Raw genomic sequence first — 16,416 nt, 5'->3', positions numbered from 1 at the left:
GAACATTAACATATGGGAATGATCTGATCTATAAGAAATAGGAACAGTTAGTATTAACTTTTAATAAGGATGGTTGATAGTTCTTGATGATGTTGGAGGTGGTGTATTGTATGTTAAAATGAATAGGAAAACATATAGAAGAACAACATGAATACCAAAATGGTGTAACCATGATGTATATTTCATGGAGATAACAAGGTTGGAGACAACAAGTCAATGATGTTCAGTTAAGTTTGGCAATTATGGTCTTGATGTTTTGTTGTACATTGATTGAAGTTATATTGGGAATTAGAAACATAAATACTTGGGATAGATGGTTATGTTTGGGGTATCTGTGTTGGTGGGTGTGTTAAGTTCAATCATTGATTAATTAGAATCGATAGGAGATAATGGTTGGATGGGATAACAGAAACATGGATTTGATTCTGTGATTTATAGATCATGGACCAAATGAGATTTATTTATCCAATTCCATATACGGGAAGTATCATCCAGCCAGTTAAACTCCATCCTCTACTTCAAATGAAAAGCCAACAGGAGGTTAAGGATTTCTGAGTATTCATGTTTACAACATGTTAACGTATCTTTGGGTTTTTGGATTTAAGTTACTGAAAGTATGGTAAAAATCCCATCATTGTTGGGTTGTTGGTTTTTAAAAGGTTACAATTTTGTTGTCAAAGTTTAATGGTTAGTAACATTGAAGAAATATTTAAAAAAAAGAAATATATGACATGAATAACCATCATTGGATGCCGATGATAACAACCCATGATCGGGTTGTGTTCGTTTGGAATAACCGAAAGAAATGAATCTGAACATTGATGATAAGAAACGGTTACAAATTGTTGAAACAACAAAGTCAACGAGATTATTAATCTTTATAATTACATATGGCGGTTGTTTTATTGATGATGTTAATATGGGATCGGACGTTGGTTAACTTATCAAATGTTCAGTTAAGTTCCAGATCAATACAGCAACGACATGTGTTAATGACTTATAAAATCGAGAATGTTATTCATGGATTATCCATTGGTACAATGTATTATCAGACCGTTGTTAAACATGTCTACAGATTTATCGATATCCAATACCTCAAGATGTCTCCGAACATGGAGATTATAAATGAATTAATTCGGTGTTTGTTCTGAATAATATCTTTAAACTTTATTCGTATCCGTGATTGGGATATCTCCGTTTTTTTGTTTAAACTCCGATAACATGTTATAAATTCTTTCAAGAAATAATAAATCGAACCATTTATTAAATCATGACCGTTTGGATTGGGATACATAATTGCCGAACGTTGTTAGTGTTAATTTTGGACTTATTAATATCATGCTATCGGAATGTTCTAAAGTAACAATTGTTGTGTATAAGTTATGAATTGTGGGAATATGTAATGTTGGCTATCGGTTGTTATTGGTCCGATAATATCAGATGGTGTTTTGGTTTGAACTGTTTAATCCTTCACAAGGTTGCAATAAATTACATCCAAAGTATTAATCGTATAAACAAGTTCCGATCACCTCTTCGTTGTAGTCGTTATAGTTATATTAATATCCTTTATTAGTATTTTCTCATTTCAACGTTTACATGTTGACTTCTTGTTGTTTACCATTAGTATTCAGATTGGTTCGTTTATCATTGATGTTCCAACGTTCGGTTGTTAGGTGTATTCCATAGAACTAATACATGTTACTTACGTGTACAACGTTTGGTGGTTCCATCATCATCGTTGTCATCATCATCATCATCATCATCATCATCATCGGTGTCATCATCATCGTCATAGTTATCATCATCGTCGTCATCGTCATCATTGGTGTCTTCATCTTCATCTCTTTCATCACCACCTTCACCTTCATCACCATTATCTTCTTCTCCATCTACATTGGTCCTGTATTTGTTGGAAACCGTACCATCCTTGTTGTCTTTCTTAGAAATATTTAATAATATAACTAATAAAATAAAAAAATAAAACAACAACCATCTATCATCTTTTAACGAATGAAGAAACAATGACATCAAGTTTGATAACCAATTACGTATACTCTTTAACATTGACATTATGTAATGGTTTATCTTGGATAGAATTAACATTTGGTTGTTGGTATGTTTAAAGGTTGTATCTTTTACCGTCTGTTATGTTAACTAACATGTTTATGATAACGTTTAGGTCATACCTTATTGTTGTGATGAGTTCTATCTAAACCAATAGAATTTTGGACAGTTGTTACATTGATCATTCATGTCCATGTTTAATTGTTGGGATAATGTCACTTCCATGCATATGTGTTTCATAGATGTTTACAACAGGCAAACGATTATCGTTACGTGATATTAGCATGTGATGGGTTGGGAGCATGGACGTTGTTCTTTGAATTTAACATATCAGAATTGTTGTTATTATGTTTAGATCGGATCAAACGTTCAGTCTTTATTTCAAACCTTGGTATTCATGTTTGTTAAATCTAATAACGGTCAGATGTGTACTTGGTTTGTTCGTTAAAACATCCGACCTCTTAATATCTGATCTGGATATAATACATAACTTAATACCACCTGATAATGGTAATACATCCACTATTATGCCAAGAGTTTTAACCAATTCAGTAAACATGTCTTAGTTCGGTGTAATGGAGGTTGGATTTTGTTCTATATTCCATTCAAATTATAAGATAACAAAGATATCGGTGCTTAATATTAATTTCTTATCTAACATAATTAGAATGATATTATAATAATATAGATTTAGTATCTAATAATTAGGTATATGTTGGTTTTTATTAACCATATTGAGATATTATTGTAAACAACATTTTTATATGTAAATTTATTTATAATTACTACCTTGATTTAAAACAACAACAACAACATATAAATGTTAGTTATTAAGTAAATTTTTGGTTTTTATCTAAGCTTAATGAAAATTCTGTCTTTAATCTGTCGATATTAACGGCTCGTAAGCCAATGATATTTCATGGTATACATCAAATCTTGTAAATAACACCGTTTGTTATATCTAGAGATTACTCGTTTTCTGTTATTAATTTTCTATAATCCTCTTTATATTCGGTTATTTAACACTTGATTACTAAATTAAATTTATTTTATATATATATTCTGGTATATTTACAGCTTAAAACTGATATTATACTAACCTGATATTGATGTTATTGTAATCTTATTTTTTAATATTAAATACATTAACATGTTGTCATATCTGTAGTTTTATAAAGTTTTAATTTCTAGAATAAATAGACAACGTCCAAAAAAAACTGCTTAATACAGGTTGTTATGTTAAAATCATCGGATTTTATTTTAAAGACTAAATACCATAATCAATTTTAATAAATTATAAGAACTTTGTTAAATTAATTTCGGTATGATTCATTGATAGATATTAGATCATGGTTAGATGGAAGATGTTATCTCAAAATCCTCGATCATTTATCAACGTTTTCCTTAAATACCTTCGTATTTCTGATTAGTTTATTTATTTTGTTTTGTATTTAAATAAAACCATAAGTTGTAATTACTTTAATTTAATTTTAAAATTTCCAACATCATCTACTTTTATCAAATATTTCATTATTAACACCAAGAATATATTTTATGCCAGATGGTGTGGTTAACAAATTAAACAACCTAAATTTATGTTGGCTTTAAAATCTATCTCATATGATTTGTAAAATCTGGATTCGATTATCTAATTCCCATTATTTATAATTAAATTAAAACTTGTTGTGTTTCTTTTAATATACTAAATATCTTAATTTAACTAATATCATAATATTGATCTTATTTTTAAATATATAATCATTTCTATCAGAATAAATTAATTAATATTATATTCACAGTTTTATAATAAAGTTGATATTTATGTTAATTTTGAATGTTTAAAAACATGAATCACCGTTTTTTTGTTGTTTAATTCATAATATATATTCTTAAATTAAAACCAAACACAACATGGATGTAAGAGTTTAGGATCTGCATGGAAAAATCCTACTTCTTGTTAATAATATTTTATTATTGTTTTTCAATAAAGTATCTTCGGTACTATTAACTTGTTCTTTGGATTAAAAACCTATTCAAAATTAGATCAATACAACTAATTATTTCAATTATTTATTTGTTATTATTTATTATTATATTATTTCTTGTATTAACTAACATATAAACTCCATTCTATCTGTTGCCAATAGCTGTTTACTATTTAAATATTAAAGGAACAGCTCATGTTATTACCAAGAAATAAATTACATTTATAATGTTCCAATGTTGTTGTTTTCTTAGTTATTTTAAATTAATAATCTTATCGTGATGCTTTCGGTTGTCAATTAATCTTTTTTTGTTTATCAAATGTTGTTTTCTTTTGAATTAGATATTATTTTATACTGTAATAATACTTATTAAATGTTAATGATCGGATGTTAGTGTTAATGTGGGAGTTAAATGTTGGTAGTGGTGTTGGTTAGTCATTGAATGAGGTTAAATGTGGTAAATTTTAGTTATGGATTGGAGTTAGCTATTAAAGGGAATTGGATGTGGTTGCATCGATGAATTGTTTAGGATGATTGGTTGTATTTATTTGTTCGAATTTATAAGAATAAGCTGTATTCTTGGGTGTTTAGTTAATCGTTGCTTAGTTTTAATATTGAGTTTGTTTTATCAAAGTACATTAGATTGTATAGTGTTAGTAGGTTTTCACAGTCGGTTATGGCACTATGTGATTGTCCATTAGATTTTATTTTATAACGTTTACATAAAATACTCAATGAGTTACGTTTACCTGGAAATAAGTTTCTCGCTAACTTTAATGTGTCAATCCATTGGTTGTTAGGTATGTTGGTTAATCCTATTCGTGTTAACTCGTTGTTTATCATAGCAGCATCAAAAACCGCATTGTGGGCTACCAATGATCGATTTTTAATTAAATCCAGAAATTGGTTAACACGGTCCTTGAATTTTGGTTTAGTACTAAGAAATTCATTTGTTAAGCCATTGATTGCCATAGCCGATGTACTAACTTTGATAGGAAAAGGATTGAAATAACTATGAAAAACTCTAGATGTTCTTTTTCCATTTATCATCTCAATTGCAGCTAATTCAATAATTCTATCATGCTTTGGATCCAAGCCTGTTGTTTCCGTGTCGATTACAACTTCACAAACACATGTAGTTGTGTTAAGTAATTTATTCAGTTTTATCATTTTAATTAAAGTTATAACAATGTAATGTTGATATATATATATGTTGTGTTTAGGGTAAAGTTGTTTTATATTTGAATATTGTAATAAATTTGATAGCTATAAGGGTTATTGGTGCTTGGAATGGTTGATATTTGATATTATATTGACTTATTGAGATAATTTAAGTAGGAAAACTTAATATGTTATTGGCTATAAATTTATAAGAAATATACAACAATTATCAATTGTTTACAACGTGTTTACATTGATTGAGTATCAGTATTATTTGATATTTTTATTGGTTGGTTTGTATTATTTGAACTTATAATACATTATAAACAGGCATCAAGTGATCGAATTTATAAAATTGAAAACATTAAGAAAATTAGAACTTCTTATTTAACATATGTTAACTAATTTGAATTTAGAACAACGTATAGAATAGTTGTCATTAGGATTTTGTTATGTTTTATAAATAATTTGATTTGATGTTGGATTTTTTTGTTGTTAACTTCCGATTACTTAGAAAGGTAGTTCGATTTTAATTTATCCATGAATTGGAATTGAGTTAAACGATTATCAAAAAAAATGTTGATGTTAGTATTATATGGTAAATATTTTAGCCATAAATTGTAGTTTTGGAGTAATGTTGGATCAATTCTGGATAGTATGGATGTTTGGATTATTATGTTGATAGATATTTTAGTTTAAATATTAGTAATGATAAGTTATATTTGGTATAAATTTGATGGAGATATTAGTATTAATTGTATGAAGAATGATGGTATGTTTCTTTAGATGATTTATATAATAAATTCTTTGTCTGATATATTGTAGAATATTTAGAAATTGTAAAAATGTTAATAAGAAATAACTTGTGGTAAGTCAGTATGTTGACAGGATGAATCGTTAGAAGAGGTATTGACCTGATGGACAATATCCTGTGATCTGTTTTGGATGTTGGAATGTTATAACAGGATGGTTTAGTGAATAAAGTTTTATTGGTTAAAGATGAACGGTGATAAGTTTTTAAAATAGTTAGTTATTAAACAGAAATTATAATGAGTTGATATAGATACATAGGATTTATTGGTTTTGATGTTCGTTGAATTATTGGCAATAACATTGGTTTTAGTATTTAAATTGTAATATGTTTATATGCTTGAATTTGGTATTAGAAATTATTAACATAACATCAGATCATTAAATAATTCTGAATCGTTAATAAAAAACTCAGAATTAATATTAAGGGAATGGAATTAGCAGCTAATGGGTTAATAGAATTAGGAATATCCTTAGTTAATGGTCTTGGAGGTAGATATTTTAATAGTTTAGATCCGTTGTTTGTAGGAATTGGGTAGTTGGATCTATGTTAACCAAAGGTAGAGGTAAAAGAACAAAGGAAGGATGAGTTAGGATGAATAGGTTTGATGATAGGATGGTTAGGCCAACGTTTGGACATAAGACATTAACGGAGATGCTTGGAGGTCGGATTTTGTTCGTAGATATCGATTCTTTTGTATTAATCTAAGAATTCCATGATGGATTAAAACCACAACGTTCCGATAATATCAGATGGTATTCTTTTAATCACTAATAGACGGTCAATCATTGAAGATTTCAGATTAACAACAAAAACAATCACAGATTTAAATGAATTCCTAACTATGTTCGATAAATAAGTTAAAATTTTATTTAATCTAAACAGAGTAACAGATCGGATATTTATCCGCAAGATCCAATACCTCCATCCTTGTTTTTGTTTCAAGCGGTAGTGATACCTTATCTTTATCCTTTATCTCTAACAAAATATCGGCTATCATATCAGCTATTCTCTCAAAATCCTTCTTCTTTAATCCTCTCGATGTACATGCACACGTACTCAACCTTAGACCAGAGGTAGTATTGGTTGATAGCAGATCATTTGGAATGATGTTTTTGTTTGTTGTGATGTAACATCGGTCCAACCAAGAGGTCACTTGTTTATCAGTAAGTTCAAGGTTCTTTAAATCTATCATGACTAAGTGATTATCTGTTCCATTCGAAACAATGTCTATTTTTTTGGTCTTGAATCGTTCAACCATGGCTTTAGCGTTTTCAATTACAGATTTTGCTCAGATTCTATACCCATCTTGTTGTGCTTCGAGGAATGCCACTGCTTTAGCAGCTATAATGTTCATCATTGGTCCATCTTGTAATCCTGGAAATACAGTATTAGATAAACGATTAAATAATTCCTGCTTGTTCGATAATATCAATCCACCATGAGGTCCTCTCAAGGACTTGTGTGTTGTGGTTGTAACAACATCGCAATGATCGATTGGTGAAGGTTGTAATCCGGTGACAATTAGACCAGCAACATGTGAGATGTCAGCTAGTAGAAACGAATCAACTATATCAGCCACTCTTCTGAAAGCTTTTCAATCTATTGTTCTTGGATATGAGGCTGTACCAACGATTATAAGCTTCGGTCTATGCCTTATGGCAACGTTTAGAACCTCATTCATATCGATAAGACCAGTTTCAGGATTAACACCATATGATACACTCTTGAATCATATTCCGAATCTATTTTCTGCTGATTCATGTGTCAAATGTTCACCGCATTTAAGATCCATTTCCATGATAGTATCTCCTGGTGACAGAAGTGCCAACATTACTGCTTGATTCATTTGACTACCAGAATGTGGTTGAACGTTGGCATATTCACATTTGAATAAATGTTTGGCTCGGGCTATTGCCACTCTCTCTAATTCATCGGCAAACATACAACCTCCATAATACCTACATCCAGGATAACCTTCTGCACATTTATTGATAAAAACGTTGTTTTGAGCTTCTAGAACAGCCCTTGAAACCAAATTCTCTGAAGCTATAAGGTTTACACTTGTTGTTTGTCTAATGAGTTCATTTTTCAATATCGATTCAACCATAACATCAGATTTTGATAGACTTGTTTTAAAGAATTGATTTACCGTAACAACGTTCATGTTAACTTGTCGTTTTAATTGAGATATTATGATTAAGAACCGTTCTCATATTCGTTTGATGGTGTTGGTCATCGGTTGACCGTTAATTTTCCAAATATTATTGGTTGACATACTATAAGTGGGTACTTCCATTATTAATGTTGAAATAATGTTTGTTTATTACTCTGATTAGACCAAAAACAAATGAAGTGACAATTATATGTGTTTAAACGTTTTGAATTAATGGATAACGAGTATTTATCACAACTGATTGATGGGTTGGAATTTTGGTATCCAACATTATTGTTCTTACTTAATGTCATTATATTTGTTCCATATTTAGATCTAGAATTTTTTCTACCTTCAACATACTTCAAATCTAATAAACTAATAACCAGATGGTATCTAACTTCTGGTAAATTCTTCACACAATCTCCTCTAACGATTACTGCTGAATGTTCTTGTAGATTATGGCTTTCTCCTGATATATATGCTATTATTTCTTTTCTATTATATAACTTCACTTTAGCCACCGTTCTTAATGCGGAGTTTGGGTTTTTTGGTGTTGTTACATAAGTTCTAATACAAATCCCACTTCTAAATTGAGTACCATTTAAGGTCGGTGTATTACTTTTCTTTGTGTTTTGTGTTCTTCTTCTTTTTATGAGTTGATTTATTGTCATCTATAAATTCTCTTTCATAACCTATATCTGTTCATTCATAAATATTATCCAGAATAATAATCATTATTCCTAAACATAATTTTATCTTTTATCCTACTATCTCGTAATCCTTGTTGGGTGTTGTAGTTTCGATTGCAACTTTATTTATGTCTTCAAATGAAATAACTGATAACGTTGGTCTATGACCTTTAGTTACCATCTATAACGATGGTTAATAATTTACTTTATATCTTTAAATACCAATCGTTCCTTCGGTTAAAGAACTATTAATAATAACGATTAGTTCTAAAACAACATCCGAGGGGTATAACTCCATCTGTACCTTTGATGGTAATCACTAGGAATCAGATACATTTAACACATCAAGCCATTTACTTCGATTAAACCAATCTTGCTGATATCGTTGTTAATTTTTATCAACTATTAATTCCGATTAACTTATTACAACATATTTTTACTTCGGATTTATATATAACAACCTTATTGGTCTTAATGGAGTATTGGTTTGTTGTTATCGATTGTGTAGGATACAACGGTCAGGTATGTTTAACTGTTATTACCTGAATTTTGAACCAAGTATTATGCTAACAAACAAATAACATGAAATCAAACCATTCATTCCGAGATCAAACGTTAGAAGTCTAACATTATTAACAATTTGATAGATGTTGTTATGGTGTGTAGGTTGTAGTTAGAGAAAAACTTATGTTAAACACTTGAATTTCAGTTGTGTTATACATTTATTTTTTTTTTTTGAATCTAATTACATCCATAGGATTTATATTTTATCGATGAATAAACGATCCAATGTAATTAAAAACTATGAGCCAATCGGTTGTATTATTCGAACAAATATGATCTCGAAATACACGGATTATTCGATTGTAACTATTACACATGAAATGGAATACTTATGTTATTTATGATCGTGGATTATAAAAAAAATCAGGATGAAGTTAAGAAACTGTTTTGTTCTTCAAATCTTTGTCAATATTTGGATCAAGTTAATAGTCTATCTGTGTTGTCACAACAAAATAAGATAACATGTATAAAAGAAAAATCTCTAACAACTAAAATAACTGAGTTTACTGCACGAGATGTTGAACGATGACATTTAGCTAAGATATGTCCAATTGAATCACCGGAAGGTCAGAACATTGGATTGGTTTTATCACTAGCTTCTTATGCAGGAATAGATATAAATGGGTATATTACAACAGGTTATTTCAAAGTGTATAACAAAATAATTACCAATGATGTTGTGTATTTGAATTTCTTTGATGAGAAAAAATATGTTATAGCAATACCATCGAAATGAGATTTAGATAAATATGTTTTTTGTGTTGATTCTAATAAAGTTAAAGTGGTTGAAGCAGAAAACACAATGTTGGTTATTCCAGCATGATCACAGGTGTTTTCACCTGCTGTTTGCTTGATTCCATTCCTTGGACACAACGATCCAACAAGAGCATTAATGGCTGCGAACATGCAGAAACAAGCCATACCGTTGTTATTTCCACAATCCCCATTAATCGGAACTGGTGAAGAAACTACGATAATGGAAGCTTCGAATCAAAATGTTGTTGTTAAATCAGAAAGTATCGTTTACAGTGTTGATTCAAAGAAAATAATTATTTATAATCCTACAACTGCTTGTTATCGGGCTTATAACTTGTTAAAATCAATGAAAACGAATCAAGAAATGTGTTTTAGACTTCGAGTTGTTGTTAATCGTGGTCAGGTGTTAAGACCTGGTAGTATTATTGCCGAATGTCAATCAAGTTATGATGGAGAAATGAGTTTAGGTATTAATCTTATGGCAGCATTTATGTGTTGGAAGGGTTTAAGTTACGAAGACTCAATTGTGTTATCGGATAGAGTTATCTCTAAAGGATTATTTAATTCTCTTCATGTATTAGATTTAGAAGTAAAAGTTTATGAAACAAATTATGGAGCAGAATGATTAACAAACAAACCAGTAGGAGTTTCAAAAAAAACCTATCAACATTTAGGACCTAATGGCATAGCAAAGAAGGGATGAATATTAAGAGAAGGTGATATTTTGGTTGGCAAATCAACTCCAATAAAAGACAACAATTTGTATAATAAAAATAATATCGATGATAAAGCTACCAATAAAGGTATTAATTCTAAAGATAAGGATAAGTTCATTAAAAACACTTCATTTAAGATCCCAATGGGAATAAGTTATGCTACAATTTTGGAGGTAAGTAGAACCAATGATAGAGGTAACGATTGATATCTGGAAGGAATATATGAGGAATATTTATATCGAAAGTTTGTGATAACAAAAACTTATGTTAGAAGGTGTTATATGTTGTTAAATCGTTTAATGTTATCGCTTGGAAAAGATTTGGAACAGTTTTCATTTGTTTTAAGTGAAGAAAATATTCGAAATGGTTTAATGTTGTTGAAGAAGAATTATATTCGTACTTTGAAAAACCTGGATTCGGTTTTATTTAATAAGTTTAATAACCGTTTGCTTAGTGAAACAACTAAACTTGATCAAAAGGTACTGGAAATAATAACTATAACGTTATTGGTAAAAAGATCAATAAAGGTTGGTGATAAGATATGTGGACGGCATGGCAACAAAGGTGTGATATCGAGGATAGTTCCGGAGAAGGATATGCCATTCATGGATGACGGAACAACGGTCGATGTTATATTAAATCCCTTAGGAGTACCATCTAGGATGAACATTGGTCAATTATTGGAAGCTAATTTTGGTTTAATTAGTTATAAATTGGGATTAGAATTTAAGAGAATATTGGATTTATATTATTGAAGTAAAAATGAAAATTATTTGTGATCAATCATACCAAAACTTAAAGAATTATATCCAAATATTAAAAATTATACAAAAGATGTCATTTTGTTGTTAGTTTCTGAGTTATCAAAGGGTGTTAAGGTATCATGTTCAAATTTTAACTTCGATGTCGATAAAAATATCAAACATTGAACGGAAAGACTAGGATTACAAGATTGGAATGGTCAGATCCAGTTATATGATGGTAAAACAGGTTTACCTTTCGAAAGAAAAACGACCGTTGGAGTTATTTATATGTTAAAGTTAAATCATCTTGTTGATAATAAGATGTGGTTCCGATCAACAGGACCATATTCGGTTGTAACTCAACAACCACTGAAAGGTAAAGCAAACAGAGGCGGACAGAGGTTAGGTGAAATGGAGGTATGGGCGTTGCAGAGCTATGGTGCTGCATTTGTTACAAACGAAGCATTAACTGCTAAATCTGATGATGTTAAAGCGAGGAAAAAGTTACATGATAATCTGTTGGCTGGTCTTCCACTATTAATTAATTATCAAAACGAAAGTATGTTGGTATTATTGAAAGAATTGTTTGCTATGGGTGTTGATATAGAACGGACGAAATAACAATGTTAAAAGATTCGAAGAAGGTATCAGGTATTAAGTTTAGAATAGCCTCTCCAGAGGCCATAATGGCTCATTCTTGAGGAGAAGTATCCAATAGTGAGAGTTTTAATATAAAAACCAACAAACCAAACTTGGATGGGTTGTTTTGTCCAATAATCTTCGGTTCGATTAATACTAACGAATGTTTATGTAAAAAACCAACCATAAATGAGGGTTCAAAATGTAAGATATGCGGTGTTGATGTTGGTTTAGGAAAACGGGCTGTTCGTTCAAGGTTCGGTCATATAAGTTTAAATGTTCCAATAGTTCATACTTTGTTTTATAAATCCGATCCTAATGTTATAGCGATACTATTAGATAAAACAGAGGATTTTGTTAAAGATTTAGTTAATTGTAACTTGCATGTAGTTGTTGAGTCCTGTATTGAAGAAGTGAAGGTTGGTCAAGTTATAACTTCCGATGAGTATAAAAAGTTTTGAAAAGCAGGGATAAAAGCATTAACTGGTGGGATTGCCGTGTTGGATCTATTATCGAAGGTAAATCTAAAAGAACTCAAACGTTTATTATTGAAACATCATGACGAATCTACAAGTGAAGAAGTATTAGAGAAACTTAATGAGAAGTTGGAAATAGTAAATGGATTTATAAATGGAGATGTTTCACTAGATCTATTGGTAATAAGGTTGTTGTCGGTCTTACCAGTTGGTTTGAGACCAATGTTTGTTTTAGAAGGTGATAAGATGATAAATTCAGATTTAAACGAACTATACAGACAGGTAATCGTTGATAATAACGTTGTTTCGTCTGTTTTAAGCAGTATGGAAAAAGATTCGTTTATTGACTTCAATGAATATGTCGGATGTTTGGCCAATTTACAATCAGCTGTTGATGATTTAATTGATAATTCATCGAATTCTAATAAATCAACTGGTTACAACGTTGGTTCACTTAAATCGTTGACAGAAATATTAAAAGGTAAAAGAGGTAGATTTAGATACAACATATTAGGTAAGAGGGTAGATTATTCAGGTAGGAGTGTGATAGTACCAGGTCCAGATCTATTATTAGGTGAATGTGGGATACCGGAGGTTATGGCTTTAGAACTGTTTGAGCCATTCATTTGTGCCAAGTTAATGTTGGAAGATGGGATAACGAATGAACACTTAGCTAAAATTAAAATGAAAAAGGATTATAGGTTAACAAATAAAATATTAAATGAAGTAATAAAATATTGTCCGGTGTTGTTAAACCGAGCTCCAACGTTGCATAAGCTAAACATTCGAGCATTTTGAGTTAAATTAACAACCGAGAGAGTTATAAGACTTCACCCATTGTTATGTTCTGGTTACAATGCTGACTTCGATGGTGATCAAATGGCAGTACATGTTCCACTCAGTTTACAAGCCAGACTGGAAACTATATCTTTGTTAATGTCATGAAAACATGTATTACATCCGGCCCATGGTGATCCATGCATCCTGCCATCCCAAGACATGATCCTTGGCTTACATTACATGTCGTTAACTTCTGGCGTTGAAAAAGATGTGTGATTATATTCATATTTGGAAGTACACAAGTTTCTAGAGAATAGAATAGTAGGTTTACATGATAAGGTGAAGTTTGTAATCAGCGGAGATGTCTCTATTACAATATCGTCAACACCAGGTCGTTTGTTAATATCGGAGGTTGTTCCAATAAAATGTAAGTTTTTATATGAATGATCATTTCCGAACTTAAGTAAACAATTGATTTCAGAGCTTGTTGATTTGGTTTTAAAAACATGTGGTAAAAAAGCAATGGTTAGATTTTGTAAACGTTTGATGGCATTGGGTTTTAAGTATTCAACGCAGTCCGGGGTTTCTATTTCTATGATTGACTTAGTAATGCCTGCGGGAAGGAAGATACTTTTAAGGAATATACGAAAACATATAACAAACCTATGACCTAATCTGTTTTTAAATAACAAAACCCAACAAAATGGGTCGATAAGTGATCAAGACACGTTTTGATCTATATGACAAAAACTATTAGTTGATATAAATAATAGTGTTAATTTAGAACTTCAACATAAAAGAAACCAATGATCAGGAATAAAAATTATGTTGGACTCGGGAGCGAGAGGAACATGGTCTCAAGTTGGACAATTAATTGGAGCTAAAGGAAATATCATTGGCTTAAACAACGAACAGTGTAAGATGCCGATTCTGAGGTCATACATTGAAGGTTTGAACTTAATTCAGTTCTTTTGTTGTTCATTTTCATCAAGAAGAGGTTTGGCAGATGCCAGTCTAAAGACTGCAGATTCTGGGTATCTAACAAGGAAATTAGTAGAAGTATCAAGAGAATGTTTAATAGGGGAATTAAATTGTAAGACAACCTCTGGTTTAAGAATTGATTTGGATATGGATCTGGATTTTATTAGGAATAGATTAATTGGTAGGTTTTTGTTAAAATCTATATATGTAAATGGTATTTTAATAGCAAAACGTAATGAGTTAATAACCAATAATAATATAAGAAATATACTAAATAATTGTGGTAATAGCCTTTGGATCAGGTCTCCTCTAACCTGTTATTCGAGGTCAGGTTGTTGTAAATTGTGTTATGGAATAGACTTAGGATCAGGTCGGCTTGTAAAATATGGGGATTCGGTTGGTATGTTGGCGGCTCAATCGATCAGTGAACCCGGAACCCAACTTACATTAAGAACATTCCATGGCCAATCTAATCACAAGAAAAACACAGTTGTTGGGAATATACATGATTGTTTGATTTCAGCCTATTCAGGAACAGTAATAATTAAAAATCTTTCATGTGTTTATTCTGAATCTTTAGGTACAATAGTGGTAAATACTAATTGTGAATTATTGGTACAACAAAACAACGTTGTAGTTTTTAGTCAGATTTTAACAAGAGGTACCAATTTGTTGGTTTCAAATAACACCAATGTTGGTGTTGGTACTATACTGTGTTTTAAGAACATGGTCGATGGTGGGTATATTTCTTTAACCAAGGGTATAGTAGTATTTAAGAATTTAATGTATAATGTTAATGTGTTTAAAAATGTTGATAAAACAGGGATAACACTTAACACTAATTTCAAATTGTTTGATCGTTATAAAAATTTCTTACCATTAGTTTGTTTGAAAGTAAATGAAAACTTACTTCTTAGTTGCTTTGGTTTCAATCAAAAAAAGGTGAACTTGTTGATATGACCTAGAAAGATGGTAAATACTTTTGATATTCTTTTAGAAGAACAAAGAAAAAGATCAAGTCCTGTTGTTTCAACCGAAGAAGAGACATTAACAAGACTTTCAAAGATGTTTGAGGATAATGTTGATGGAGATGATTGTGCGGTCTTGGCTAATGTTAATGGCTGTTTAAGATATGGAAATATAGGTACAGATGATGGTTCATATGTTCTAGATTCTTCATTAAAAACTCAGAAACCAATAGTTTATCACTTACATAACGATGATGTTATGGTTAACAACAACCAGATGTTAAAACGGGGTGATTATATTGTTATGGGAAGACCAAACCTTAAAGAATATGCCGAAATTTATGGTTTCAATCAATTTTTTAATTATTTCATTAATGTTGTTCAAGAAATTTATAAAAGTCAAGGTATTAATGTTAATAGTAAACATATTGAGATAATTTTGAAACAAATGGTAAATGTTGTAACTACGTTGGAGCCTGGAGATCTACTTCTGGACCCGATAAAGTCATTGAAATGACATGAAATGTCAAGAAGTAATTCAGTTGCTTTAATGTTAGGATTGAAACCGGCGGTCTTTGTTCGGAGAATTATAGGCATCAACGAGATATGTTCGAATTGGACATCCATACTCTCTGCTATCTCGTTCCAAGGTTCGATAAAACCATTAATTAAAGCCTTAATAATAGGAAAATCTTATGATGTCACTGGTATAAAGGATAGTTTGATATTTGGTAAACTACCTCCATTTGGTACTGGTTTTTCGTATCGATTTCATAAATAAATTTTGTTTCATTAAAAAACTTAATTTTAACAACAACCTAACATAGGATAAAACAACAAAATAATTAAATATAAAAATTTGTATGTTGGTTTTAACAGAAATTACATATGTATATGTTGATTAATTGAAAAACTTTAAACAATC

General features: G+C 30.4%; 10 protein-coding genes and 1 pseudogene. 5 read left to right on the top strand and 6 right to left on the bottom strand.

Going from position 1 to position 16,416, the window contains the following annotated elements; genetic code table 4:
- Positions 1-73 precede the first annotated feature (73 nt).
- A complete protein-coding gene (locus MAGTDC_RS01830) occupies positions 74-292 on the top strand; it encodes a hypothetical protein (protein WP_146656815.1) in 219 nt (72 codons plus the stop codon).
- A 513-nt stretch (positions 293-805) separates the two neighbouring features.
- On the top strand, positions 806-940 hold the full coding sequence (locus MAGTDC_RS05500) for a hypothetical protein (protein ID WP_278046921.1): 135 nt from the start codon (positions 806-808) through the stop codon (positions 938-940).
- Between the two features lie 522 nt (positions 941-1,462).
- Here MAGTDC_RS05500 and MAGTDC_RS01820 read toward each other — a convergent pair.
- From MAGTDC_RS01820 to MAGTDC_RS01805, 4 genes are all read right to left on the bottom strand, one after another.
- Entirely contained in the window at positions 1,463-1,648 is a 186-nt protein-coding gene (locus MAGTDC_RS01820) for a hypothetical protein (protein ID WP_146656813.1), read from the bottom strand.
- A gap of 50 nt (positions 1,649-1,698) precedes the next feature.
- Positions 1,699-2,031 carry a hypothetical protein gene (locus MAGTDC_RS04595; RefSeq protein ID WP_192573076.1) on the bottom strand — a complete coding sequence of 111 codons (333 nt, stop codon included), beginning with the start codon at positions 2,029-2,031 and terminating at the stop codon, positions 1,699-1,701.
- 409 nt (positions 2,032-2,440) lie between these two features.
- The gene (locus MAGTDC_RS01810) at positions 2,441-2,623 is read right to left on the bottom strand and encodes a hypothetical protein (protein ID WP_146656812.1); all 183 of its coding nucleotides are present in this window, start codon (positions 2,621-2,623) and stop codon (positions 2,441-2,443) included.
- Positions 2,624-4,640: 2,017 nt separating this feature from the next.
- Positions 4,641-5,219, bottom strand: a complete 579-nt coding sequence (locus MAGTDC_RS01805) for an exonuclease domain-containing protein (protein WP_146656811.1) — start codon at positions 5,217-5,219, stop codon at positions 4,641-4,643.
- A 1,348-nt stretch (positions 5,220-6,567) separates the two neighbouring features.
- Between MAGTDC_RS01805 and MAGTDC_RS04590 the strand changes: the two genes are divergently transcribed.
- Entirely contained in the window at positions 6,568-6,729 is a 162-nt protein-coding gene (locus MAGTDC_RS04590) for a hypothetical protein (RefSeq protein ID WP_192573074.1), read from the top strand.
- A gap of 169 nt (positions 6,730-6,898) precedes the next feature.
- Here MAGTDC_RS04590 and glyA read toward each other — a convergent pair whose 3' ends face one another.
- Positions 6,899-8,188 carry a serine hydroxymethyltransferase gene (glyA, locus tag MAGTDC_RS01800; RefSeq protein ID WP_146656810.1) on the bottom strand — a complete coding sequence of 430 codons (1,290 nt, stop codon included), beginning with the start codon at positions 8,186-8,188 and terminating at the stop codon, positions 6,899-6,901.
- Between the two features lie 311 nt (positions 8,189-8,499).
- Positions 8,500-8,850: pseudogene (rpsL, locus tag MAGTDC_RS01795) on the bottom strand (30S ribosomal protein S12); the annotation flags it as partial.
- Between the two features lie 928 nt (positions 8,851-9,778).
- Here rpsL and MAGTDC_RS01790 point away from each other — a divergent pair.
- Together MAGTDC_RS01790 and MAGTDC_RS01785 are read left to right on the top strand one after the other, a co-directional pair.
- Positions 9,779-12,268, top strand: a complete 2,490-nt coding sequence (locus MAGTDC_RS01790; protein WP_192573073.1) for a DNA-directed RNA polymerase subunit beta — start codon at positions 9,779-9,781, stop codon at positions 12,266-12,268.
- Between the two features lie 2 nt (positions 12,269-12,270).
- Positions 12,271-16,272 (top strand): DNA-directed RNA polymerase subunit beta', encoded by a 4,002-nt coding sequence (locus tag MAGTDC_RS01785; RefSeq protein WP_146656807.1) that lies wholly within the window; start codon positions 12,271-12,273, stop codon positions 16,270-16,272.
- Positions 16,273-16,416 lie beyond the last annotated feature (144 nt).

It is taken from the genome of Candidatus Hodgkinia cicadicola (genome assembly GCF_002774925.1).
This window is presented reverse-complemented; position numbering and strand designations above follow the sequence as displayed.